This is a genomic window from Homoserinimonas sp. A520 (genome assembly GCF_054489245.1).
In genome coordinates, this window is record NZ_JBTMWX010000002.1 from 622,370 (window position 1) to 646,566 (window position 24,197).

Sequence of the window (24,197 nt, forward strand, 5' to 3'; positions counted from 1 at the left end):
GTGTCGCCCCCGGTGTCCAGAGGAGTTCCATGGCAGTGCAACGTTCGTCGAAGGCAGGCGCTGCGAAATCGTCGACGTCCCGCACCGGTTCAGCCAAGGCCGCAGCGATTCCCCAGGTCGGCTGGTCGAGCATCCGCCCCGCCCGGGTGGTGCTGGTGTCGGGAACCGAGACACTGCTTGCCGATCGTGCGATCCGCCTTCTTCGCGACACGCTCAAGCTGGAGGATCCGAGCCTCGAGGTCAGCGACCTGGAGGCCGACAACTACGCGCCCGGTGAGTTGATCACCCTCGCCAGCCCCTCCCTGTTCGCCGAACCACGCCTGATTCGCGTCACCAACGTCGAGAAGTGCACTGACGCGTTCATCTCCGAGTGCCTCGAGTACCTGGAGGCGCCGGCCGATGACACCTACCTGGTGCTGCGTCACGCCGGGGGAGTGCGTGGCAAGAAACTGCTCGACGGCATCCGGTCGGGAACCGGCGGCGGCATTGAGGTGGTCTGTGCGGAGCTGAAACGGGAGTCCGACAAGCTCGATTTCGCGCGCGACGAGTTTTCCACGGCGGGCAAGAAGGTCAGCGCTGGGGCGCTCCGCGCGCTGGTCTCCGCCTTCGCAGACGACCTGGCCGAGTTGGCTTCCGCCTGCCAGCAGTTGATTGCGGATGCCGCGGCGGAGGTGACCGAGGCGACGGTCGAGAAATACTATTCCGGCCGGGTCGAGACGAACGCGTTCAAGGTCGCAGACAGCGCCATCGCCGGTCGGCACGGTGAGGCATTGATCCTGTTGCGGCATGCACTCGCCTCGGGGGCCGACCCGGTGCCGGTGGTCGCGGCCTTCGCGATGAAACTGAGGACAATGGCGAAGCTGGTCGGACGGCGGGGCGGGTCTGGCCAGTTGGCCGCGCAGTTCGGCCTGGCGCCGTGGCAGGTCGAGCGCGCCCAGCGCGACCTCCAGGGCTGGACGGAGGCGGGGCTAGGGCGCTGCATCGAGCTACTGGCAGAGACGGATGCCGCGGTCAAGGGTGCCGAGCGCGACCCGGTCTTCGCGCTGGAGCGCATGGTCAGCAAGATCGCGGCCCGCGGCGAGTAGCGGGGTAATTCACTTATCGGCTGGTCGGGCGTGTCGAGGCCTCCGTCGGGTTGCGCGACTGAGGCTGGTCGAGCTCGTCGGGTTGCGCGACTAGGGCTGGTCGAGCTTGTCGAGACCCATCGAGCTTGCCGAGATTCGCTCACCCTGCAGGTTATCCACAGCGTCTCTGTAGTGTCCGCCGGAATGTCGGTGGTCGGGTGTGGTCTTGGAGTATGAAGCGGATGGTGGAGGTCACCCTGGATGAGGCGGCGATGGCCGACCTGGGTATCCCGGTGGATGATCTTGATTTCACCGTGGATGATCTGCCGCCGGATCCGTTGGCTGACCAGTATGACGCGATGTACGACGCCTTGTATGACACTGTCCCGGTGGATGGGGGGTCGATGCGGGCGGCGATCGAGCGGGTGGTGGCCAACCGGCAACGCATGGCGGAGTGTCAGGCGGAGGAGTATCGGGCGTTGGCCCGCCTGTCCGTGTTGGCCCGGGAGGGTGCCGAGCTGGTGATCGTCCCGGAACACGGTGACCATGATGCCAAAGAGGTCGCCTATCGGACGATGGTGGCCGAGGTGGCGATGGTCTCCCGGGTGTCGGCCCGGAGCATGGCGGCCCGGGTTGCCGAGTCGGAGCTGATCGCCACCGGGTTCCCGCACACCCTGGAAGAGTTGGCGGTCGGGTCGATCAATGCCGGGCATGTGCGGGTGATCGTCGAACACGGCCTCCCCATCGCGGATGCTGCGGTGCGGGCGGTCTATGAGTCCATTGTGCTCAACCAAGCGGTCACGACGACGCCGGGTCGGTTGCGGCGGGTGGCGGAGTTGACCGCCGCGAAACTGGGCACCGAGGCGTTTCAGGAACGCCACGAGCGGGCGGCCGCCGAACGGCAGGTGCGGGTCGGGAAACTGCCCGACGGCATGTCGGAGCTGATCCTGGTGTTGCCGACCCTGCTGGCCGCCGGCGTCTGGGACCGCCTCACCGCCCAGGCCAGAACTTTGTCCCGGGCCGGGGATCCGCGCTCGTTTGACCAGTTGCGGGCCGACCTGGCCACCGACCTGCTCCTGACCGGCGACCTGGACAGTGCGGACGGGTCCCCGCATGCCCTGGCCCGGGGGATCACCGCCGAGGTCGCCATCGTCATCCCCGCCCTGACCCTCCTCGGTCACAGTAAGGAGCCGGCCACCCTGGCCGGGCAGGGACCGATCGGGTTGGCCGAAGCCAAACTGTTGGCGGCCAAAGCCCCGTCCATGGTGCGGATCCTCACCCACCCGGCTACCGATCTGGTGCTCAGCGTGGACACCTACCGACCATCGGAGAAACTCCGACGATTCCTCCGCATCCGAGACGGCAGGTGCCGATTCCCCGGCTGCACCCGGCCGCCGAACCGGTGCGACATCGACCACACCATAGCCGCCGAAACCGGTGGGCCGACCACGGTGGGCAACCTGGCCCATTTATGCCGCGGCGATCACACATTGAAACACCACGGCGGGTGGAGTGTGAAACAACTCGAACCCGGAGTACTGGAATGGACCAGTCCCAACGGATACGTCCACACCGACACACCCGACCCCACCGTCCACTTCGCCGCCTAACCGCGTTCCACAGGAGAGCACCCGGGTGGGTCCAGCGCCCAGGCTGGATGGGCGCCCAGGCGGGTTGAGCGCCCAGGTGGGTTGAGCTTGTCGAAACCCATCGAGCTCGCCGAGATTCCCGCTCACGTCAAGAACTGCGCAAACCAACAAAAAACCCCGCCTCACGAGGAGACGGGGTTCTTGTTCAGCTGGTGTGCCTACAGGGCGTTGACCTGCTTGGCGATGGCCGACTTCTTGTTGGCGGCCTGGTTCTTGTGGATGACGCCCTTGCTGGCGGCCTTGTCGAGCTTCTTCGAGGCGAGGAGGAGGGCGGCTGCGGCCTTCTCCTTGTCCCCGGCAACGACAGCGGCGCGGGTGGCGCGGATGGCGGTGCGAAGCTCGGCCTTGTGTGCCTTGTTGCGGTCCGTCGCCTTCTTGTTGGTGAGGATGCGCTTGATCTGCGACTTGATGTTTGCCACTTAGGGTTCTTTCTCTAGTTCTGGACGGTGTTTTGGCAGCTGTGGCCGAAACGATGTAGAGGGCATCGTTCCGATTGAGAGCTGCGATTCGCACCCGTGATCGTGGGAAATGAACGCGGTGCGCAAGCCAAGGGTCAACTTTACCAGAGGACGGGCCTGTTTCAGCAATCGTCCGGTGTCGGTGACATGGAAAAGGGGCGAGCCCGGCGGGCCCGCCCCTTCCCGGTACTACTGCCTAGCGACGGTGGGCTGCTGCGCGACGGCGGCCGGCCAGTACGAGGCCAGTACCGAGCAGGAGCATCACGCCGCCGCCAGCGATGGCGGGCGTGAAGTCCGTGCCGGTGGCTGCGAGTGTCGCCGGGTTAGCGGTGACAGCGAAAGAGCCCGAGGTCGAAACGCCTGAGCTTAGACCGAAGGCACCGAGGAAATAGGTGCCTGCAACCAAGGAAGCCTCGCTGTACGGAATGGTTACCGAACCGTTGGCGTCAGCGGTGAAGGACCCGGGGATAGCTCCGCCGGAGCCGCCGTTACCAAATCCGCCTTCAACGGCCTCGCCGGGAATGAAGCCGGTGAACACTCCGGAGACGCCGGTCGTGCCCATCGCAGCGATGGTCAACGAAGCAGGGGTGATGGCCGCGGTCGGCGCCGCGGGCAGGAACCAGTGCGTGTTACCCGCCCAGGTGATTGACACAATCGTTGCGGTGGTGCCGGCGTTTACATACGCGCCGAAGGCGAGAATCTCGTAGTTCGCCTGCAACGCGGTGACGATTGTGGTCAGAGGGGTGGATGTATCAGCAGGCACTACGACAGTAGTTCCGTCGGCACTCACGATGTTCCAGCTAGAAACCCAGTTGGCGCCATCGATCCCGGCCTGATTGAACCCGTCGGGGCGCAACGTCGTGAACCTCGGGTTGGTGGCTGGGTTTTGATCGTGGTCGTAGAAGACGGGGATCTGGAATATCGCGTTGCCGCTCGCCATCGTCATCTCGGCGCCGTTGACAAGGCCCAGAATGTCAGTCGTCGGGGTTGTGCCGTTGAGGATCTGGTAGAGCCCGGTTGTTCCATCAACCAGCAGGCCAGAGGGGGTGGAGTCGATCGTTCCGGTAGAACCTCCACCGGTGAACCAACCCGGTGAGTACGGTGAGGTTTCGGCCGGGAACTGGGTATCGTTCACATAGAAGTCGGCGGCGCTTGCGGTGCCACCGATGGCGAGTGTTGACACGCCTACGAGGGCTGTGGCAGCCCCCACTGCGAGCATGCGGGAAAACTTCATGTCGTGTGTGTTCCTTACTTTCGGGTCGTGCAAAAACAACGATTCCTCGACGCTACTCCTCCTTGGGGACAGATATACCGGATTCTCTAAAAATTTGTCATAACGATTCGGCCGTCAATAGCAGATTCTGCCGGCGCGCAGGCATGGGAGAATTGGACGACTCTTCCCAGCAACCCCTGAGGTACACGTGAGCCCCAAAGCATTGAAGGCCCTTGAACCGGCATCGACCGACCCCGCCTTCATCCGCAACTTCTGCATCATCGCCCACATCGATCACGGCAAGTCGACCCTCGCCGACCGGATGCTGCAGGTGACCGGCGTGGTCAGCGACCGCGACATGCGTGCGCAGTACCTGGACCGGATGGACATCGAGCGCGAACGCGGAATCACCATCAAGAGCCAGGCAGTACGGATGCCGTGGGCCCTCGAGCAGGCTGAGGGACCGGACCAGGTCTACGCCCTCAACATGATCGACACTCCCGGCCACGTCGACTTCACCTACGAGGTGTCCCGCAGCCTGGCGGCCTGCGAGGGCGCCATCCTGCTGGTGGATGCGGCCCAGGGCATTGAGGCGCAAACACTTGCGAACCTCTACCTCGCACTGGCGAACGACCTCACGATCATCCCGGTGCTGAACAAGATCGACCTTCCGGCCGCCGACCCCGACAAGTACGCGAAGGAGCTGGCCGGCCTCATCGGAGGCTCACCCGACGACGTGCTTCGGGTGTCCGGCAAGACGGGTGTCGGAGTTCCCGAGCTGCTGGATCGCGTCACCAAGCTCATCCCGCCACCGGTCGGCGACGCATCCGCCCCTGCACGCGCCATGATCTTCGACTCCGTCTACGACAGCTACCGCGGTGTCGTCACCTACGTGCGGATGATCGACGGCAAGCTGAGCCCTCGCGAGAAGGTCCAGATGATGTCCACAAGGGCAACCCACGAGATCCTCGAAATCGGCGTCAGTTCGCCAGAACCGACCCCCAGTCAGGGGCTCGGCATCGGCGAGGTCGGCTACCTGATCACCGGCGTGAAGGATGTTCGCCAGTCGAAGGTCGGGGACACCGTTACTACGGCCGCGAAGCCGGCGACCCAGGCGCTGCCCGGCTACACGGAGCCCAAGCCGATGGTCTTCTCCGGGCTGTATCCGATCGATGGGAGCGACTATCCGGTGCTGCGCGAGGCACTGGACAAGCTGAAGCTGTCGGATGCGTCCCTCGTCTACGAGCCGGAGACATCCGTCGCCCTCGGTTTCGGATTCCGCTGCGGCTTCCTCGGCCTGCTGCACCTGGAGATCATCACCGAACGGCTCGAGCGCGAGTTCGACCTCGACCTGATCGCCACAGCGCCTTCGGTGATCTATGAGGTGACCACCGACGACAAGAAGTCGGTCACCGTCACCAACCCGAGCGAATTCCCCGGCGGCAAGATCGCCTCAGTCACCGAGCCGATGGTGAAGGCGGCCATCCTGGCGCCGAAAGACTACGTCGGCGTCATCATGGAACTCTGCCAGGGCCGCCGCGGAGCGCTGCTCGGCATGGACTACCTCGGTGAGGACCGAGTGGAGATCCGCTACAGCATGCCGCTCGGCGAGATCGTCTTCGACTTCTTCGATCAGCTCAAGAGCAAGACGGCGGGCTACGCGTCGCTCGACTATGAGCCCAGCGGTCAGCAGGAAGCCGACCTGGTGAAAGTCGACATCCTGTTGCAGGGCGAACAGGTCGACGCGTTCAGCGCGATCGTGCACCGCGACAAGGCGTACGCCTACGGTGTGCTGATGACCGGGCGACTGCGTGAGCTGATCCCGCGGCAACAATTCGAGGTGCCCATCCAGGCGGCCATCGGCGCTCGAATCATCGCTCGCGAGAGCATCCGCGCCATCCGCAAGGACGTCCTGGCCAAGTGCTACGGCGGCGACATCACCCGCAAGCGCAAACTTCTGGAGAAGCAGAAGGAGGGCAAGAAGCGGATGAAGATGGTCGGCCGCGTCGAAGTACCTCAGGAGGCTTTCATCGCGGCGCTCTCCGGCGATACGGAGAAGAAGGAAAAGAAGTAGATGAGCAGGGCCCAGTGGTGGAATCGGCCGGTCACCTACGCGGCGGTGGGCGGCACCAAGGCCGCTGACCTGATGGCTTACCCGCCGTCCGGATACCGGCCGTTCGAGAAGCGTGCGCGCATCGGTCACGGCCCCGCGCGCTGGGAGTATGCCTGGGCAGCCGCGCTGTCCTGGGGCATCCAGACGAACAGCGGCTTCCAGGTCGATGTGACGGAGACTCCGGATGCCGTGACCGGCCTCACCTACACCCCCGTCGAGTTCGACACCGGGGGAGTTCCGGTAAAGCCGGCGAGCACCGAAACGCCGGACGAGCTCACCTACGGCCCTGACGGCACGGAGTTCGTGGTCCCAGGGGTGACTGCCAAGCTGTCCATACCGGTGGGCCCGCTCCGCATCGGCGCGCCGTGCCGGGTCGTCTACATCGTCGATGAGAAGGACCGCAAGGGGTTCGCCTACGGCACCCTGGCCGGGCATCCGGAGAGCGGTGAGGAGGCGTTCATCGTGGAGCGCACCGACGACGGATCGGTGTGGCTCACCATCCGCGCGTTCTCCCGTCCGGCGAATGTCGGCTGGTGGCTCGCGTACCCGGTACTGCGTATCGCGCAATGGTTCTACACCCGCCGCTATTTCAAGGCGTTGACCGGACCGGTCGACTGAACCCAGATGCCCTCCGCCCTGCCCATCGCCGATCCGGCCCCTGCCGACGGAAACCTGCCCGCCTCGGTCGCGCTCGACGCTGAGAACCGCAACTTCGGCGTCTACCTGCACGTGCCGTTCTGTCGCGTCCGCTGCGGGTACTGCGACTTCAACACCTACACCTCGGAGGAGCTGCGCGGCGCCAAGCGCAGCGACTACGCCGGTCAGGCCATCCAGGAGGTGAGGCTCGCCGCACAGGTGATGGACGCTGCCGGATTGCCCAGCCGACCCGTTTCGACGGTCTTCTTCGGCGGAGGAACACCCACCCTGCTCCCCGCCGCGGATCTCGCGGCGATGCTGGGGTCGGTGGCGGATGCCTGGAACCTGGCAGCGGATGCCGAAATCACCACCGAGGCCAACCCAGACTCGGTCGACCTCGAGTACCTGCTCAGGCTGAAGCGTGCCGGATTCACGCGCGTCTCGTTCGGCATGCAGTCGGCGGTGCCCCACGTGCTCGCCACGCTGGAGCGCACCCACGATCCGGAGCGGGTCCCGCTGGTTGTCGCCTGGGCCAGGGAGGCGGGCCTGGACGTCAGCCTCGACCTCATCTACGGAACGCCGGGGGAGACCCTGGACGATTGGCGGCGCTCCCTCGAGCACGCGATCGCCCAGCAGCCGGACCACTTGTCCGCCTACTCCCTGATCATCGAAGACGGCACCAAGCTGGCGCGCCAGATTCGTCGCGGCGAGGTCGACCAGCCAGACGAAGACCTGCAGGCCGACATGTACGAACTGGCGGACACCCTGCTGGATGCCGCCGGGTACGAGTGGTACGAGGTGAGCAACTGGGCCCGGAACGGCCATCGCTCACTCCACAACCTCGCCTACTGGCAGGGTCACGACTGGTGGGGAGTCGGTCCGGGTGCCCACAGCCATATCGGAGGCGTCCGCTGGTGGAACGTCAAGCATCCGGCCGCCTACGCCGACCGCATCCTGGCCGGGCACTCCCCGGCCGCCGGACGGGAGACCCTCGATGATGAAACCCGGCGGGTCGAACGCGTGCTCTTGCTGACTCGCATCCGTGACGGGCTTCGGATCGGCGAGCTTCCGGCATCCGGTCGCACCGCCGTCGCCGGCCTCATCGCCGACGAGCTGGTTAACGCAGCAGCCGCCCTGCGCGGGTCAATCGAGTTGACGCTGCGTGGGCGGCTGCTGGCGGACGCCGTTGTCCGAAGGTTGGTCCAGTAGCTTCGAAACCTACTTGATCAGCGGAATCGACAACGGGTAGTTGTAGTACTCACCGTTGGTCGCCTTCACCGCGGCGATGATGCTGAACACGATGATGACGATGCTGACAGCCATGAGGATCACGAACCCGATCAGCACGAATAGCGTCAGGAGCCCAACCACCGCTGCAATGGTCATGGTGATCTGGAAGTTGAGCGCAGACTGCGTGTGAGCGCGGACGAACGGGCCACGGTCCTTCAGCACCAGGTATCCGATCAGTGGAGAGATCACCCCGAGGAAGATACCGCCAATGTGCACGAGCGTCGCCCACAGCTTCTCGTCGCTGGGGCTCATCGGCTGGACGGGCTGGTAGTCGCCGGGAGGCGGTGGGGCTGAATTGGTCATGGGTCCATTAAAGCAAGAAAGGCCGGGACTGTGTGTCCCGGCCCGCTCGCTGTACTTGACGAACCGACTGCTACTTGATGAAGCGGATGTTGATCGGGTAGCGGTAGGCCACGCCGGCCTTCGCCTTGTTGAAGCCCTGCACGCAGAAGATGATGGTGATCACCCAGAGCGCCAGCGGGAAGATCCAGCTGATGAGAACCCAGAACCCGAACGTGACGGCGGTCAGGATCGCGTTGATGATCATGATCGCGATGTGTCCAATGGTCACCGTGATCTGGAAGTTCAGGGACTCCTTGCCCTCAGCGTTGGTGTGAGCTCCGCGGTCCTTGAAGACCAGCCAGATGATCAGTGGCGGCAGGATCCAGAGGATGCCGCCGAGGTGCGCAAATGACGCCCACTGGTTGTCTTCCGCCTGAGACAGCGGCGCTGCTGCGGCGGGGGAAGGAGCTTGTTCGGTCATTGACTTTGCCTTTCGGTTGCGAGTTGCTGCTAGACATCGGGTAGAGCCTCCTGGCGGGTGAATGCCAGACCCCCATGACGGGGCCGCTAATCAAGCGCACCCATAAGCTAGTGCCGGACACAGCCCTCTGGCAAGGACATCCGGGCGGGTCGAGGCGATACAATTGGCAGTCGGAAGGTAAGAGTGCCAAGAAACTGAGGGTGGGTGCGACATGGTCTCCGAGCGCAGCCTCGAAGTTCTCCGCGTGATCGTTCAGGATTACGTCGCCTCCCGGGAGCCTGTCGGTTCGAAGTCGATTGTCGAGCGCCACTCCTTCGGTGTCTCTGCTGCCACCATCCGCAGCGACATGGCACAGCTCGAAGAAGAGGAGCTGATCACCGCTCCCCACACCTCGTCCGGTCGGGTCCCGACCGATAAGGGTTATCGGGTATTCGTCGACCAGCTTGCCGACCTTCGCCCGCTGACCGCGGCGCAGAGGCACGCCATTGAGGCCTTCCTCGGCCAGTCCACCGACCTCGATGAGGTGCTCGTTCGAACGGTGCGCCTGTTGTCCCAACTCACGCACCAGGTCGCATTGGTGCAGTACCCATCCCTCACCCGGTCCCGCATCCGCCACATCGAGCTTGTGCTGCTCAGCGACACGCGACTGATGACGGTGCTGATCACCGACACCGGCCGGGTCGAGCAGCGCATCCTCGAAATCACCGCAGGGATGGAAGAAGAGTTCCTCGCAGAGCTGAGGGCGAAGTTCAACGCGGCCCTTGGCGGTCACGAACTGGCCAAAGCGTCCGAGATTCTCGCCGACCTTCCTGACACCTTCTCGGCGGAGCGCCGCGAAACGGTTCGGAAGATCGCGGCCAGACTGATCGAACAGGTTGCGGCCAATCGTCAGGATCGACTGGTGATGGCTGGTGCAGCTAATCTTGTTCGCACCGAAGAAGATTTTCAGGGGAGCATCCTGCCCGTGCTCGAAGCGATCGAGGAGCAGGTCACCCTCCTGAAGCTTTTCGGCGAAATGCAACCGGACCAGCACGGCATGTCGGTGCGGATCGGCGCCGAGAACGCCTCATTCGGCCTCGGTGAGACGTCCGTGGTCGCGACCGGCTACACCTCGTCGGGCGGCGAACTCGCCCGCCTCGGGGTGCTCGGACCGACCCGCATGGACTATTCGAACAACATGGCCGCCATCAGGGCTGTCGCCCGCTACGTGACGCGTCACCTCGGCGAGGCTTGAGCCTCGGCGACCCAGATTCAACAATCCACAACATATTCAAGGAACGGTTTTGGCTGACCATTACGAAGTACTCGGGGTCGAGCGCAGCGCTACGGCTGAAGAGATCAAGAAGGCGTACCGCCGGCTCGCACGTGAGCTGCACCCTGACGTGAATTCCGGGGCGGATGCCGCTGACCGCTTCAAGGAGGTCACTCACGCCTACGACGTGCTGAGCGACCCCAAGCAGAAGCAGCAGTACGACATGGGCGGCCAGGGCGGTTTCGGCGGCGACTTCGGGTTCGGCGATATCTTCGAGACCTTCTTCGGCGGAGGCGGTGGCGGGCGGAACTCGCCACCACGGTCCCGCAGCGAGCGCGGCCAGGATGCGCTGATCCGGGTCGACGTTGAGCTCGCCGAAGTGATCTTCGGCACCCAGCACGAGGTCGAGGTCGACACTGCGGTGCTGTGCAAGACCTGTCAGGGGTCGTGCTGCGCACCGGGCACCGAGCCGGCAACCTGCGACATCTGCCACGGCAGCGGCCTCATCCAGCGCACCGTTCGCAGCCTCCTCGGCAACGTCATGACGTCCAGCCCGTGCGGCACCTGCCGCGGGTTCGGAACCGTCATCCCCAATCCCTGCGCCACCTGCCAGGGCCAGGGTCGCGTACGCGCCCGCCGCAAGATCCCGGTGGACATCCCTGCCGGGGTGGACACCGGCATCCGCCTTCAGATGCCGGGCCAGGGCGAGGTGGGGCCTGCCGGTGGACCGCACGGCGACCTGTACCTCGAAATCAAGGTGCGGCACCACGATGTGTTCAGCCGCAACGGTGACGACCTGCTGGCGACGCTCGAGATCCAGATGACGGATGCGATCATGGGCACCAGCGCCTCATTCGAGGCGCTGGACGGCTTCGTGAATCTCGATATCCACCCGGGAACCCAGAGTGCCGAGGTCATCACCGTCAAGGACCGCGGCGTCACCCACCTCAAGGGCACCGGACGCGGAGACCTGAAGATCGGCGTTCAAGTGCTGACCCCCACCAAGCTGAACTCCAAGTCGGAAGAACTGATCAAGCAGTTCGTCAAAGTGCAAAAAGCCGTTCCACCGACGCTCGCGCAGTTCCAGCAGGGGCTGTTCGGCAAGCTTCGCGACCGGTTCCTGAACCTGTAGTCGCGGCATCGTGGCGCACTTCTACCTGAATGAGCTCCTTGAGACGGCCGAGGTCGGCTCGCTGGTGTCCATCGAGGGGGCGGAAGCCAGGCACGCGGTCAGTGTCAGCCGGGTTCAGGTCGGCGAGACGCTGCGGATTGGTAATGGCGCCGGCCTGGTGGTGACGGGCACGGTGGAAACCGCAACGCCACAAGAATTGTCCCTGCGGGTCGCCGGCGCCGAGATGACGCCGGCCGCCAGCCCGGCCGTCTGGCTCGCCCAGGCGCTGGCGAAGGGCGATCGCGACGAGCTGGCTGTGCAGGCCGCGACCGAGCTGGGTGTCGACGGCGTCATCCCCTGGGCCGCGAAGCGCTCGATCGTCAAGTGGGAGGGCGCCAAGGTGCGCAAGGGCCACGATCGGTGGAGCGCGATCGTGCGCGAGGCGAGCAAGCAGTCGATCCGCCCGTGGATTCCGGAAGTATCCGCCCTGGCCTCCACCGGCATGCTCTGCGCACTCGGGGCGGATGCCCGGATGCTCGTGCTCGACCCGCAGGCGGGTTCGCCGCTGTCCGGGATCAAACCCGATGGGCGCGACCTGGTACTGGTGGTCGGGCCGGAGGGCGGAATCTCCGACACTGAGCTGGATCAGTTCGCGCGTGCGGGGGCCGAGCGGGTAAGCCTCGGTTCACCGATCCTGCGCACCTCGACGGCGGGTCCGGCGGCCATCGCCGTGCTCAACACCGCACTCGGGCGCTGGTGAGACAGTGCCGACGATAAACAAACCCGGTTAAGATTGCTGCATGCCTACAGCTGAGCCATCGGTCTTCTCCCGGATCATCGCGCGCGAAATCCCCGCCGACATCCTGTTCGAGAACGACACGGTGATCGCGATTCGCGACATCGCCCCGCAGGCCCCGGTGCACCTGTTGGTGGTGCCGAAGAACCCGGAGTACCGCAACATCGCCGAATTGGCGGCCGGCGACCCAGCCCTGCTGGCCGACATTGTGGCCACGGCGCAGCAACTCGCCGACGAGCATTGCAGCGGAGAATTCCGCCTGGTCTTCAACACCGGCTCCTCCGTAGGGCAGACGGTCTTCCACGTGCACGCCCACGTTCTGGGCGGCAACCTTCCGGAAGGCACCCTTGGCGAGTAAGAGAGTGGAAGTCGTCGTCGACGATGTCGCCATGGTGCGCCTGCTCGGACCGCAAGACCGGTTGTTGCTCACGATCGAGCAGCAATTCCCGCTGGTCGACGTGATGGTGCGTGGCAATCGCATCACCATCGACGGTGAAGACAAGGACACCAAGGCGGCTGCACGCCTGATAGAGGAGTTGGTTCAACTGGTGCGCAACGACGAAGAATTGGCCGCGATCGATGTCACCGAATCCGCTCGTCTCCTCAGCGAAGACGCGGGTTCGAACCCGGCCAGCACGCTGAGCCAGGCCATTATCACCACCAGGGGCAAGAGCATCCGCCCCAAGACGCTGGGCCAGAAGGACTATGTCGATGCCATCGACGAGAACACGGTGGTGTTCGGCATCGGTCCGGCTGGAACCGGCAAGACCTACCTGGCCATGGCGAAGGCAGTGCAGTCCCTGCAGCGCAAAGAGGTCAACCGCATCATCCTGACCCGGCCGGCAGTGGAGGCGGGCGAACGGCTCGGCTTCCTGCCCGGAACCCTCACCGACAAGATCGACCCATACCTGCGTCCCCTGTACGACGCCCTCAACGAGATGATGGACCCGGAGGTGGTGGTCAAGCTGCTCGCTGTCGGAACCATCGAGGTGGCCCCGCTGGCGTACATGCGCGGCCGCACCCTGAACGACTCCTTCGTCGTGCTCGATGAGGCGCAGAACACCACGCCGGAGCAGATGAAGATGTTCCTGACCCGGCTTGGTTTCGGCTCCAAGATGGTGGTCACCGGCGATGTCACGCAGGTTGACCTCCCGGTCGGCACGAGTGGTCTGCAATTGGTGACCAGGGTGCTCGACGGAATGGACGAGATCCACTTCGCCAGGCTTACGAGTGCGGATGTCGTGCGCCACACCCTGGTAGGCCAGATCGTTGACGCCTACACGAAGTACGACGCCGAACAACAGGCCAACAAGCAGGGGAATCGCCGATGAGCATCGAGATCAACAACGAGTCGGTCATACCCGTCGATGAAGCAACCCTGCAGCGACTGGCGGTCTACACGCTCGATCAACTGCACGTGCATCCGGATGCCGACCTGTCGATCGTGCTGGTTGACGAGGCGGCGATGGAGCAACTGCACGTGCAGTGGATGGATGAACCCGGTCCCACCGACGTGCTCAGCTTCCCGATGGACGAGCTGCGCCCGGGGACGGAAGACGCGATCAGCCCGGCCGGGTTGCTGGGTGACGTCGTGCTCTGCCCGCAGGTAGCGGATGCGCAGGCCGAGACGGCTGGGCACAGCACCCTGGATGAGTTGCTCATGCTGACCGTTCACGGCATCCTCCACCTGCTCGGATTCGACCATGCTGAGCCTGCGGAGGAGAAGGAGATGTTCGGGCTGCAGCGCGACATCCTCATTGGCTTCACCATGGACGAACGCCGGAACAACTGATGCCCCGACGTCCGGAGCCCCGGCCGTGATCGCCGTCTTCATCAGCATCGCGGTGCTGCTCGTCGCTTTCGGCGGGCTCATGGCGGCAGCCGATGCCGCGCTGACGGTACTCTCCCGCATCGACCTGCTGGAGTTGGCCGGCAAGTCGCGGTCAGCCAAGTCGCTGACCGCCATCGCGACCGACGTCGGAGCGCACGTCAACGCCGTCAATTTCGTTCGTGTCGTCGCCGAGACCGCGGCCGCCGTACTCGTCACCCTGACCTTCGCCTCAATCTTCGACCAATGGTGGCTCACCCTCCTGTGCTCCGCGTTCATCATGATCGTCACCTCGTTCGTGCTCGTCGGGTCCAGCCCGAGGAGTGTCGGCCGTGAGAACGCGCGCGTCATCATCGGCACCTTCGGCTGGTTGGTGCGGGGCATCCGCGTCTTCCTCGGCCCTGTCGCGGCGGCCCTGGTCGCTATCGGGAACCGGGTGACCCCCGGCCGCCCCAAGACGGTGACGTTCTCGTCCGAGCAGCAACTGCTCAGCATGGTCGACGAGGCCACCGAGGCCGACGTTCTCGAAGAAGAGGACCGCGAGCTCATCCACTCGATCTTCGAGTTCAGCGACACGGTGGTTCGCGAAGTGATGATCCCGCGCATCGACATGGTGACCATCGACGCCACCGACGACATCGGGGCGGCCATGGGGCTGTTCCTCAGCAAGGGTGTCTCGCGGATGCCGGTGATCGGCGATGACATCGACGAGGTGCTCGGTATCGCATACCTGCGTGACGTCGCCCGGCTCACCTTCGAGCAGCCGATCGACGCGGCGGCCATCACCGTGGGCGAACTCGCGCGCCCCGGCATGTTCGTGCCCGAATCCATGAAAGCCGACGACCTGCTGCGCCAGATGCAGCTGGAGTCGAACCATCTCGCCATGGTGGTAGACGAGTATGGCGGAATCGCCGGCCTGGTGACGCTGGAAGACCTCATCGAAGAGCTGGTGGGCGACATCGCCGACGAGTACGACCACGCCGTCGAGGAGGTCAAGGATCTCGGGGACGGTCGCTTCCGGGTGTCCGCCCGACTGCCGGTCGACGAGCTGGGGGAACTCTTCGGTCTCGACCTCGACGACGACGACGTCGACTCGGTCGGCGGTCTGCTGACCAAGCAGCTGGGGCGCCTCCCTCAGGCGGGCTCCACGGCATCCGTCTCCGGACTGGTGCTGACCGCCGACCGCACCGAGGGCAGGCGCAAGCGGCTCAGCACGGTGCTCGTGGAGCGCGACCAGTCACTGATTGACGCCGAACCGCTGGTCGAGCGTCGCAACGAACGCGCCGAAGCAACCCCCAACCGAAAGGCCCAAGACCGATGACGCCCTCCGATTCGCCGTATCGTGCCGGCTTCGTCTCGTTCGTCGGCCGCCCCAACGTGGGGAAGTCGACACTCACGAACGCACTCGTCGGTGAGAAGGTGGCGATCACCAGCAGCAAGCCGCAGACGACGCGGCGTGCCATCCGCGGCATCGTGCACCAGAGTGACGGCCAGCTCATTCTGGTCGACACTCCCGGCATGCACCGACCGCGCACCCTTCTCGGCGAACGGCTGAACTCGATCGTGCAAGACACCCTCGGCGAGGTCGATGTCATCGGTTTCTGCGTGCCCGCGAACGAGAAGATCGGCCCGGGGGACCGCTACATCAACGAGCAGCTGGACGCGTTCCCGCGCGCCAAGAAGGTCGCCATCGTCACCAAGATCGATGCAACGTCACGGCCGGCCGTTGCCGAGCAGCTGCAGGAGGTTTCGGAACTGCGCGACTGGGAGGCGATCATCCCCGTCTCTGCGCTCACCAGCATCCAGTTGGACATCCTGGCGAGTGAGCTGATCAAGCTGCTGCCGGAGTCGGCGGCCCTGTACCCGGCCGACACCGTGACCGAGGAGGCGCTGGAATCCAGGGTGGCCGAGCTCATCCGGGAAGCCGTGCTGGAGGGAGTCGAAGATGAACTGCCGCACTCGATCGCGATCACCATCGACGACATGATCGAGCGGGACGACAAAGACCTCATCGAGATCTTCGCGAACCTGTTCGTGGAGCGTGACAGTCAGAAGGGCATCATCATCGGGCACCAGGGCAAGCGGCTGGCGGAGGTCGGTGCGCGTGCGCGAGCGCAGATCGAACCGCTCGTCGGCAAGCAGGTGTTCCTGTCGCTGCGGGTCAAGGTCGCGAAGGACTGGCAGCGGGACTCCAAGCAGCTCGGTCGCCTCGGCTTCTAGGCCCCGCCCTCGAGCTTCGCCCTCCCGCCCTCTCGACGACCCCACTATTTCCGCGAGACCGCACTTTCGGCCCGTTGCGCGTGTGGTTTTGGGCCCGAACTGCGGTCTCGGCGATGGGTGTGGATAGATTGGGAGGAGCGGCAGCGCGCGATGGGAGTATCGGGCGGTGCCCAGACGCGTCCCGATCCCACCCGGACTGCCTGACGAGTCGTTCACGGTTGCGGACGGCGCAGCGGTCGGGCTGTCCAGGTCGCGAATGCGCGGCAAGGACCTGACGACACCGTTCCGTGGAGTGCGAGCCAGCTCCCAAGCGACCACAGTTCTGGGCGCGTTCAGACATTACGCAGCGCGGATGCCACCCCATCACTTCTTCAGTCATCAGACGGCGGCTGCAATCCACTCGATTCCATTGCCGTGGCGGTTCGTTTCGGGCCGTCCAATTCACGTGTCAGCGTTCGATTCCGAACAGGAGCCTCGAATGCGCGGCGTGGTCGGTCACACTGTCCAGACTGAGCTCGTGCGCGTTGTGACGGTACACGACTTGCGTGTGACATCCGTGCTCGACACCTGGTGCGAGTTGTCGACAGTGCTGACAGTGCAAGAACTGGTCATTGCGGGCGATCGGCTCCTAGCGCGGAGCGACCCCCTGTGCACGATTCAGGAATTGCGATCGGCAGTCAGGGCGTTCGCAAGCCGTCGAGGGGTCCGGAAGCTGCGCGAGGCTCTCGAGCTGATCCGGCCCCGTGTCGACTCTCCGAAGGAAACGGAACTTCGGCTGCTCCTGGTGCACGCCGGGCTACCGGAGCCGGAAATCAACGTTCCCATCATCAACCGGTTCGGAGCGCAGATCGGCATTGGCGACATGGTGTATTCGGAGTTTCGAACCATCGTGGAGTACGACGGGCAACAGCACCGGACGGACGACCAGCAGTACGAAACGGACTCCGACCGAATTTACGAGATCATCGAAGAGGGCTGGCGGATCATCCGCGTCCTCAAGGGTCAACTGCGGTATCGCCCGGCGATGGTCCTCAACCGGGTCCGAACCGCTCTCATCCACGGTGGGTGGAACCCCGAGACCGCAGTTCTGGCTCGAAAACGCTAGCGGTTAGGGCCGAAAGTGCGGTCTCGACGGAATTGAGAGGGTGGGAGTACATCCCCAGGATGATCTTGGCCTCGCTAGGCCCGGCCGGACTGCGGCAGGCCCTAGCGTTGAGGGATGCGTTCGCTTCTCGAGTTCCGCCGCCTGACCCCCGGTCAGCTGACGTTCGACGTGGTGCTGGCAGTCGCGTGCCTGCTCCTGCGGGTTTCGATCACCATCCGGGAAGCGCCCATGGTTCCCGTAGTGCTGCTCATGGCGGCGGCTCTCGCGCTCCGCAGGCTCAGCCCGTCGCTCGCCCTGTCCGTCGCCTGGCTGGGGGCGGTTACCCAGCTCACTTTCCGCCTCGAACCTGACCCGTCGAACCTGGCGATACTGCCCGTGCTCTATGCGACCGCGGCGTACGGACCGTCGCGTACGAAGTGGGCCGGCCTGATCTCGGCGGGCGCCGGGGCCGTCATTGCGACAGGTTACCTGGCCCTGTACCCGCTGTTCGGATCCTTCCTCGTGGATGTGCGGCTTGATTCTCCGAACGCCATCCCGCAATTCCTGCTGTACACGGTCTTCCTGTTCGGCGCGTTGCTCGCCACTTTCGGACTCAGCTGGACCCTCGGGCTGCTGTCCAGGACCCGCCGAACGGCGCGTGAGAGCCGCATAGCTCAGCAGCTGGCTGAGGAGGAGGAGGCCCGCGCTCGGCAGGACGTCATCGTCGAACAGGAGCGCAACCGCATCGCGCGCGACATGCACGATGTCGTCGCCCACTCGCTCGCGGTCGTGATTGCGCAGGCGGATGGCGCCCGGTATGCCCAGGCGAAAGACCCTGGCGCCACCGTCGCCGCACTGACCACGATCTCGACCACCGCGAGAGAGGCCCTCTCGGATGTGCGGGTGCTCCTCAGCCAGCTTCGCCACAGCCAGGGGGAGTCGCCCCAGCCTGCGCTGGATGACCTCGACCGCCTCATCGAACAGCTGCGCTCATCCGGGCTGACCATCGCCCGGTCGGAAACCGGCACACCGATGTCTCTCGGTACCAGCCAACAACTCGCGATCTACCGCATCGTGCAGGAGGCGCTGACCAATGCACTCCGCCACGGCCTGGCGGAGGATGAGGTGCAATTGCGGTTCGAGTGGAACCCGGACGGCGTGGAACTCACCGTGATCAATGCACTCAATCCCACGCCCGCGCCGGCGGCAACCGCCGGCCACGGCCTCGTCGGCATGCGGGAGCGGGCAGCGCTCGTCGGCGGCTGGCTGACAGCTGAACCCCGTCAAGGGTTGTTCGTCGTGTCAGCGGGCATCCCACGAGAGGTGAGCGAGTGACGAGGGCGATCCGAGTGGGACTGGTCGACGACCAGGCGCTGTTCCGTGCCGGCATCCGGATGCTCGTGGCGTCGCAGCCCGACCTGGAGTTCGTCGGGGAGGCCGGAAACGGGGTCGAAGGGATCGCCATGGCGGCGGCAAGCCGTCCCGATGTGGTGCTGATGGACATCCGGATGCCCGTCATGGACGGTATCGAGTCCACTCGCGCCATCCTGGCCGCAGCAGCGGAGCGGGAGGGAAAAGTCCCGCGGATCATCGTGCTCACCACGTTCGACCTCGACGAGGCGGCGACGCGCGCCATCCGTGGCGGTGCCAGCGGGTTCGTGCTCAAGGACGCCGATCCGGAGTTCTTGCTGGCGGCCATCCGCACCGTTCACGCCGGGAACGCGGTCATTGCCGCCTCCGCCACCCGTGAACTCTTCGAACACTTCGACGGCCGATCCGCGAAGCCGGTCGAGCCGGAAGCATTCCGCAGCCTCACCTCGAGGGAACGCGACATCTTCCTTCTGGCCGCCCGTGGGCTCAGCAATGCGGAGATTGCGAAGGGCGAGTTCCTCAGCGAGGCGACCGTCAAGACCCACATCAGCCGCATCCTCGGCAAGCTCGGGCTGCGCGATCGCGTGCAACTGGTGGTCTTCGCGTTCGAGCACAGCCTCACCGCGTAGCAATAGTGCCCGTTCCGGATAGAAGTGCCCCGCGCAACAGGCACTTCTATCCGGAACGGGCACTATTGGGGCGTCACGGAGTCATCCGCTGGATGTAGCGACAGCCATCCTGCGCCCGATGTTTCGGACGCCTGGCGAAAATAGCGTTGAGCCATGTCCTTCAATCACGCAGAAGCGGGCCTCGTCGCCCGCGTATCCCACCTGACCAAGTCGTACGGCGACGGGTCATCATTGGTCACAGCCCTCGATGACGTGTCCATCGGCATCCGCCAGGGAGAGTTCACCGCCATCATGGGCCCGAGCGGTTCAGGCAAGTCCACGCTGATGCACATCATGGCCGGCCTCGACTCCCCGACCACGGGGCGCGCCTGGCTGGGCGACACCGAGATCACCGACCTCGGCGACTCCGAGCTGACCGTTCTGAGGCGCCGCCGTATCGGCTTCATCTTCCAGTCGTTCAACCTGGTACCGACGCTCGACATTCGCGGGAACGTCTTCCTTCCGTTCGAGCTCGATGGGCGCAGGCCGTCCACCACTGAGGGGGCATGGATCGACGAGCTCATCGGTTCGCTCGGCCTGGCCGACCGGCTCAGTCACCGGCCGCACGAGCTTTCCGGTGGACAGCAGCAGCGTGTGGCGATCGCTCGCGCCCTGGCCACCAGGCCAGACCTGGTCTTCGCCGACGAGCCGACCGGCAACCTGGATTCGCGGACCAGTCGTGAAGTGCTGTCGCTGCTGGCGGCAGCAAGCGCGGGCTACGGGCAGAGCATTGCCATGGTGACCCACGACCCGATCGCGGCGAGCTATGCCGATCGCATCCTGTTCCTCGCCGACGGCAAGGTCGTCGAAGAGCGTGAGCGGTCGAGTGCCGAAGACGTGAGCCGCTACATGCTGGGAATGGAGCAGCACGCATGAGCTCGCTTCAATCGAAAGTGTCCAGGCCCGCTGAGCACCGGTCCAGCCTGATCGTCACGGCCCTCAGTGCGGCGTTCGGCGTCGCGCTGATCCAGGGAACGTCGTATCTGACTTCGCTTGTCACGGCGGATGACATCGGGAGCCGCGCTGCCGTGCAGCTCGCCCTGGTGATGGTTGCCGGGGTGTTCATCGTCATCGCCGTCTACGTCGGGGCGATCGTCACCGCGAACACCTTCGCCACCATCATCGCCGGACGCACCCGCACCATCGCGCTGATGCGGCTGATCGGCTCCAGTGCATCGGCGCAGCGACGGTCGGTCGCGCGCGAGGGGCTGCTCGTCGGGGTCACAGGTGCCCTGGCCGGAGGCGCTTTCGGGCTCCTGCTGGCGACCGTCGGTGTCCGGTGGGGAGTCGCGGCTGGCAGCATCCCAGACATCGACTACGCGATCGTCGAACCGGCCATCCTGTTGCCCCTGGTCATCGTCGTGCTGGCGACGTGGGCGGCGTCCTGGGTGGGCTCTCGAAGAGTGCTGGCGGTCACCCCGATCCAGGCGACGGGCACGTCGCAGGAGGCGTCGAGGGAGGAGACGCTCAAGCGCCCCGTCCGCAACGCCCTTGCCGGGGTGATGTTCTTCGGCGGCCTCGCCCTGCTGGCCCTGGGTGTCGCACTCGGACTGGTGTCGCCGTTCGGTTTCCTGATCGCATTCCTTGGCGGCATCGTGTCGTTCAGCGGCGTCGTCAGCGGAGCCCATGTCGTCATGCCGCCGATGCTGAGACTTGCCGGGCGGATGCTTGGACGCTCACCGGCATCGCGGATGGCCGCGGAGAACGCGACCCGCTATCCGGAGCGCAGTTCCCGCACGACGATCGGTCTGGTGATCGGCGTCACGCTCGTGACCACTTTTGCGGTGGCGTCCCAGGGATACGTCGACATGATCCTGGCCGCGCAGGAGAACCAGCCGCAGGAATTCGGCGAGATCGACGACATCCTGTACGTGACCGTTGGTGTCTTCTCCGCCCTGATCGGGTTCTCGGCGATCATTGCCGCCTTCGGGATGATCAACAACCTTTCACTCAGCGTGCTTCAGCGCACCAGGGAGCTGGGTTTGCTGCGTGCGCTCGGCTTCTCGGCTCGCCAAGTGCGGGGCATGATCGTGGCGGAGAGTGCGCAGATGACCATCGCCGCGGTCGGCCTCGGTCTCCTCCTCGGCATCGGCTACGGCTGGGCCGGTGCCCAATCCCTCCTCGGAGGCATCTACGGCAGCCCTGGCCTGATGTGGCCGTCGATACCGTGGCTGCTCGTGTTGGTGCTGGGTGTCGGCGCCACCGCGTTGACCCTGGCCGCCGCCCAGGTGCCGGCCAGGCGGGCAACGTCCGTTTCACCCGTGCTGGCACTCGCCATCGATTGACGCTGTGTCCGGTCGCTGTGTCCGGTCGCCGAGCTCAGCCGGTGACCGGGCGCAGCACCGACTCCACGACCACCACGCCCTCGCCGTACAGTTCGTCGTAGTACTCCTGAATCTGGCCGTCGTCGTAGACGACGCTGACGAAGAGGTAGCCATTCTGGGCACCGGATGCCAGTAGGTCGACAGTCCCAAGCTCGTGCAGTTCGTCCTGGATCGCCATCAGCTCTGCTTCTGGAGTCTCTCCGGCGTTGGCCGGGTCCCGAAGGGGGTCGGGCACGGCCATGGGGTCGTACAGCGCGAGCATGATGGGCGGCTGGGTCACGGTCATCCGCTCGCCGTCCCAGGTGCCCTGCACGGCGTAGGTTCCCCAGGTGACGGAGCTGGCTGCCTCCTCTCCGTCGACGGATGCCCAGTCCCAGCCGATGAGCTCGGGGCCGGAGCATTGCGGGGGATACGACTCGGCCACTGCGCCGAGGCAGAACTCGACCGGCCCGCCGTCGAGCTGTAGAACCGTGCCCTGGCCGAGCACCTCACCTGCGGCGGGGATCGCTGCTCGTGGCACCGGGGGATTGATGTCGATGCCGTCGCCTCCGCTTATCGCCTGCCCGCACCCGGTGAGGATCATGACACCGGCACAAGCGGTAACGAGCCCGCGGACGAGAAGTCTGGTCATGGTTCAACTGTGGCGGCAGGGCAAGCGCCCCGCCACCCAACCTTTTCGACCACTTCGTCGTCTGGGGTTCAGCTGGTTTGTTGGACTGAGCGAAACAATTCGTTTCAGGCGCTTTCCGTGCAGTAACCTCTGAACGTCGTCGCACCCCCAGGCGACCGAATCGACCCCGAGATTGGAATCATGGCGATCGACGCTCCCGCCCGGCCCACCCGTTCAACGCGACTGGATGCCCTCCCATTCACCCGGGAGCACCGCAAGGTTCTCGTCGGTTCGGGCCTCGGCTGGGCGCTGGACGCGATGGATGTCGGCCTGATCTCGTTCGTGCTTGCACAACTGGCGATCCAGTGGAATGCGACGAGCCTCGAACTTTCGCTCATCGCGTCATCGGGATTCGTCGGGATGGCGATCGGAGCGGCGCTCGGCGGGCTGCTGGCCGACCGGCTCGGTCGCCGACACGTTTTCGCAATCACGCTGCTGGTCTACGGCCTGGCCACCGGCGCATCCGCCCTGGCCGGCACAGTCGCGGTCTTGATCGCATTGAGATTCGTGGTCGGCTTGGGGCTCGGTGCGGAACTCCCGGTGGCATCGACGCTGGTCAGCGAGTTTGCGCCGCCGCGCATCCGCGGTCGCATCATCGTCATCCTGGAGTCGTTCTGGGCAGTCGGCTGGACCGCCGCGGCGGTCATCGGCTACCTGGTCGTGCCGCTGTCCGCGGATGGCTGGCGCTGGGCCCTGCTCATCGGTGCCGCACCTGCACTGTATTCGGTGATCGTGCGGTTGGGATTGCCGGAGTCGGTTCGCTTCCTCGAGGCGCGCGGCCGTTTTGCGGAGGCGGAAGCGACAGTGCGACGGTTCGAGACCTCCGCCGGCCAGCCGCCAGCGCCCGCGAGGGCGGAACTGCCTGTCTCGGATGCCGCCCCCGCACCAAAGGCACGAGTGCGAGACCTGCTCTCAGCGAAACTCCGTGCTCGCACGGCAGCGCTCTGGCTGGTGTGGTTCTGCGTCAACTTCTCCTACTACGGCGCATTCATCTGGCTGCCGACGATCCTGGTGGCATCCGGATTCTCCCTGATCCGCTCCTTCGAATACACGCTCATCATCACGCTGGCGCAACTGCCCGGCTACGCGGTATCGGCCTGGCTGATCGAGAAATGGGGGCGCCGGCGCACACTGGCGACATTCCTCGTCGGCTCGGCGGCATCCGCGGTGCTGTTCGGGTTCGCTGGCGACGTCTCCCAGGTGATCGCGGCCGGAATGCTGCTGTCGTTCTTCAACCTGGGCGCCTGGGGAGCGCTCTACGCCGTGACGCCTGAGCTGTATCCGACCAGGATGCGCGCGACGGGAGCGGGGTGGGCAGCCGGCGTCGGACGCGTGGCCTCGATTCTCGCGCCACTCGCGGTGCCATTCCTCCGAGACCTCGGCGGAACGCTCACGCTTTTCATCGTCTTCGCCGCATTCTTCGGCCTGGCGGCGCTCAGCTCGTTCTGGCTGCCCGAGCGGCGTGGGGTGGCACTTGAAGACTAGTCACGGGTCTCGGTTCGGTAGCAATCCGGCCGCAGTCGCCGGGTGCCCGGCCGCGATGCTAACCTGAATTCGTGTTGTTCGGTCTGCTCCTCCTTAGCTGCCGCGACGAGTCCTAACCCAGGCCTCACTCGTCGCGGAGTTCGTCGTTGGCTGAGCAGACCAGGGCTGAAAGGTCCAGTACGTGGCCCACAAGGCCGGCAAA

The 24,197-nt window shown here is 65.2% G+C and carries 24 protein-coding genes; 19 read left to right on the forward strand and 5 right to left on the reverse strand.

Features of this window, described 5'->3' with window-relative positions; all coding sequences use genetic code 11:
- Window positions 1-29: 29 nt before the first annotated feature.
- Both holA and ACX3PH_RS07575 read left to right on the forward strand, forming a co-directional pair.
- Window positions 30-1,085, forward strand: coding sequence for a DNA polymerase III subunit delta (gene holA / locus ACX3PH_RS07570; protein WP_459091026.1), 1,056 nt, complete (start codon window positions 30-32; stop codon window positions 1,083-1,085).
- 212 nt (window positions 1,086-1,297) lie between these two features.
- A complete protein-coding gene (locus ACX3PH_RS07575) occupies window positions 1,298-2,674 on the forward strand; it encodes an HNH endonuclease signature motif containing protein (RefSeq protein WP_459091028.1) in 1,377 nt (458 codons plus the stop codon).
- Between the two features lie 197 nt (window positions 2,675-2,871).
- Here the strand turns inward: ACX3PH_RS07575 and rpsT are convergent, their stop codons facing one another.
- Window positions 2,872-3,132, reverse strand: a complete 261-nt coding sequence (gene rpsT, locus ACX3PH_RS07580) for a 30S ribosomal protein S20 (RefSeq protein ID WP_459091030.1) — start codon at window positions 3,130-3,132, stop codon at window positions 2,872-2,874.
- A gap of 235 nt (window positions 3,133-3,367) precedes the next feature.
- Window positions 3,368-4,405, reverse strand: coding sequence for a hypothetical protein (locus tag ACX3PH_RS07585; protein ID WP_459091032.1), 1,038 nt, complete (start codon window positions 4,403-4,405; stop codon window positions 3,368-3,370).
- Between the two features lie 187 nt (window positions 4,406-4,592).
- On the opposite strand from ACX3PH_RS07585, the gene lepA reads away from it, so the two are divergent.
- From lepA to hemW, 3 genes are read left to right on the forward strand one after another with little or no spacing between them, the layout of a single operon-like run.
- The gene (gene lepA, locus ACX3PH_RS07590) at window positions 4,593-6,458 is read left to right on the forward strand and encodes a translation elongation factor 4 (RefSeq protein WP_459091034.1); all 1,866 of its coding nucleotides are present in this window, start codon (window positions 4,593-4,595) and stop codon (window positions 6,456-6,458) included.
- A complete protein-coding gene (locus ACX3PH_RS07595; RefSeq protein ID WP_459091036.1) occupies window positions 6,459-7,115 on the forward strand; it encodes a DUF1990 family protein in 657 nt (218 codons plus the stop codon).
- Between the two features lie 6 nt (window positions 7,116-7,121).
- Window positions 7,122-8,342, forward strand: a complete 1,221-nt coding sequence (gene hemW, locus ACX3PH_RS07600; RefSeq protein ID WP_459091038.1) for a radical SAM family heme chaperone HemW — start codon at window positions 7,122-7,124, stop codon at window positions 8,340-8,342.
- 9 nt (window positions 8,343-8,351) lie between these two features.
- On the opposite strand, the gene ACX3PH_RS07605 is transcribed toward hemW, so the two are convergent.
- Window positions 8,352-8,726, reverse strand: coding sequence for a DUF4870 domain-containing protein (locus ACX3PH_RS07605; protein ID WP_459091040.1), 375 nt, complete (start codon window positions 8,724-8,726; stop codon window positions 8,352-8,354).
- A 70-nt stretch (window positions 8,727-8,796) separates the two neighbouring features.
- Window positions 8,797-9,186, reverse strand: a complete 390-nt coding sequence (locus ACX3PH_RS07610; RefSeq protein WP_459091042.1) for a DUF4870 domain-containing protein — start codon at window positions 9,184-9,186, stop codon at window positions 8,797-8,799.
- Between the two features lie 211 nt (window positions 9,187-9,397).
- Here ACX3PH_RS07610 and hrcA point away from each other — a divergent pair, with 211 nt between their 5' ends.
- The 13 genes from hrcA (at window position 9,398) to ACX3PH_RS07675 (ending at window position 21,801) form a co-directional block, all read left to right on the forward strand.
- Window positions 9,398-10,420 carry a heat-inducible transcriptional repressor HrcA gene (hrcA, locus tag ACX3PH_RS07615; RefSeq protein ID WP_459091044.1) on the forward strand — a complete coding sequence of 341 codons (1,023 nt, stop codon included), beginning with the start codon at window positions 9,398-9,400 and terminating at the stop codon, window positions 10,418-10,420.
- Between the two features lie 49 nt (window positions 10,421-10,469).
- A complete protein-coding gene (gene dnaJ, locus ACX3PH_RS07620) occupies window positions 10,470-11,570 on the forward strand; it encodes a molecular chaperone DnaJ (RefSeq protein ID WP_459091046.1) in 1,101 nt (366 codons plus the stop codon).
- Between the two features lie 10 nt (window positions 11,571-11,580).
- Window positions 11,581-12,309, forward strand: a complete 729-nt coding sequence (locus ACX3PH_RS07625) for a 16S rRNA (uracil(1498)-N(3))-methyltransferase (protein WP_459091048.1) — start codon at window positions 11,581-11,583, stop codon at window positions 12,307-12,309.
- A gap of 40 nt (window positions 12,310-12,349) precedes the next feature.
- Window positions 12,350-12,703 carry a histidine triad nucleotide-binding protein gene (locus ACX3PH_RS07630; RefSeq protein WP_459091050.1) on the forward strand — a complete coding sequence of 118 codons (354 nt, stop codon included), beginning with the start codon at window positions 12,350-12,352 and terminating at the stop codon, window positions 12,701-12,703.
- A 31-nt stretch (window positions 12,704-12,734) separates the two neighbouring features.
- On the forward strand, window positions 12,735-13,676 hold the full coding sequence (locus ACX3PH_RS07635; protein WP_459091458.1) for a PhoH family protein: 942 nt from the start codon (window positions 12,735-12,737) through the stop codon (window positions 13,674-13,676).
- The gene (gene ybeY, locus ACX3PH_RS07640; protein ID WP_459091053.1) at window positions 13,673-14,137 is read left to right on the forward strand and encodes an rRNA maturation RNase YbeY; all 465 of its coding nucleotides are present in this window, start codon (window positions 13,673-13,675) and stop codon (window positions 14,135-14,137) included. Before ACX3PH_RS07635 ends, ybeY begins: the two co-directional genes overlap by 4 nt.
- A 28-nt stretch (window positions 14,138-14,165) precedes the next feature.
- The gene (locus ACX3PH_RS07645) at window positions 14,166-15,494 is read left to right on the forward strand and encodes a hemolysin family protein (protein ID WP_459091460.1); all 1,329 of its coding nucleotides are present in this window, start codon (window positions 14,166-14,168) and stop codon (window positions 15,492-15,494) included.
- Window positions 15,491-16,393 carry a GTPase Era gene (gene era, locus ACX3PH_RS07650; protein WP_459091055.1) on the forward strand — a complete coding sequence of 301 codons (903 nt, stop codon included), beginning with the start codon at window positions 15,491-15,493 and terminating at the stop codon, window positions 16,391-16,393. Before ACX3PH_RS07645 ends, era begins: the two co-directional genes overlap by 4 nt.
- A 517-nt stretch (window positions 16,394-16,910) precedes the next feature.
- Window positions 16,911-17,498: an endonuclease domain-containing protein gene (locus ACX3PH_RS07655; RefSeq protein WP_459091057.1), complete on the forward strand. Its 588-nt coding sequence runs from the start codon at window positions 16,911-16,913 to the stop codon at window positions 17,496-17,498.
- A 114-nt stretch (window positions 17,499-17,612) separates the two neighbouring features.
- Window positions 17,613-18,812 (forward strand): sensor histidine kinase, encoded by a 1,200-nt coding sequence (locus ACX3PH_RS07660; RefSeq protein WP_459091059.1) that lies wholly within the window; start codon window positions 17,613-17,615, stop codon window positions 18,810-18,812.
- Window positions 18,809-19,477: a response regulator gene (locus tag ACX3PH_RS07665; RefSeq protein ID WP_459091061.1), complete on the forward strand. Its 669-nt coding sequence runs from the start codon at window positions 18,809-18,811 to the stop codon at window positions 19,475-19,477. The genes ACX3PH_RS07660 and ACX3PH_RS07665 overlap by 4 nt, the downstream gene beginning before the upstream one ends.
- 153 nt (window positions 19,478-19,630) lie before the next feature.
- Window positions 19,631-20,392 carry an ABC transporter ATP-binding protein gene (locus tag ACX3PH_RS07670; RefSeq protein WP_459091063.1) on the forward strand — a complete coding sequence of 254 codons (762 nt, stop codon included), beginning with the start codon at window positions 19,631-19,633 and terminating at the stop codon, window positions 20,390-20,392.
- Window positions 20,389-21,801 carry an ABC transporter permease gene (locus ACX3PH_RS07675; protein ID WP_459091065.1) on the forward strand — a complete coding sequence of 471 codons (1,413 nt, stop codon included), beginning with the start codon at window positions 20,389-20,391 and terminating at the stop codon, window positions 21,799-21,801. Before ACX3PH_RS07670 ends, ACX3PH_RS07675 begins: the two co-directional genes overlap by 4 nt.
- A gap of 34 nt (window positions 21,802-21,835) precedes the next feature.
- Here ACX3PH_RS07675 and ACX3PH_RS07680 read toward each other — a convergent pair whose 3' ends face one another.
- Window positions 21,836-22,471, reverse strand: a complete 636-nt coding sequence (locus ACX3PH_RS07680) for a hypothetical protein (protein ID WP_459091067.1) — start codon at window positions 22,469-22,471, stop codon at window positions 21,836-21,838.
- A 180-nt stretch (window positions 22,472-22,651) separates the two neighbouring features.
- Between ACX3PH_RS07680 and ACX3PH_RS07685 the strand changes: the two genes are divergently transcribed.
- A complete protein-coding gene (locus ACX3PH_RS07685; protein WP_459091069.1) occupies window positions 22,652-23,995 on the forward strand; it encodes an MFS transporter in 1,344 nt (447 codons plus the stop codon).
- Window positions 23,996-24,197: the final 202 nt, after the last annotated feature.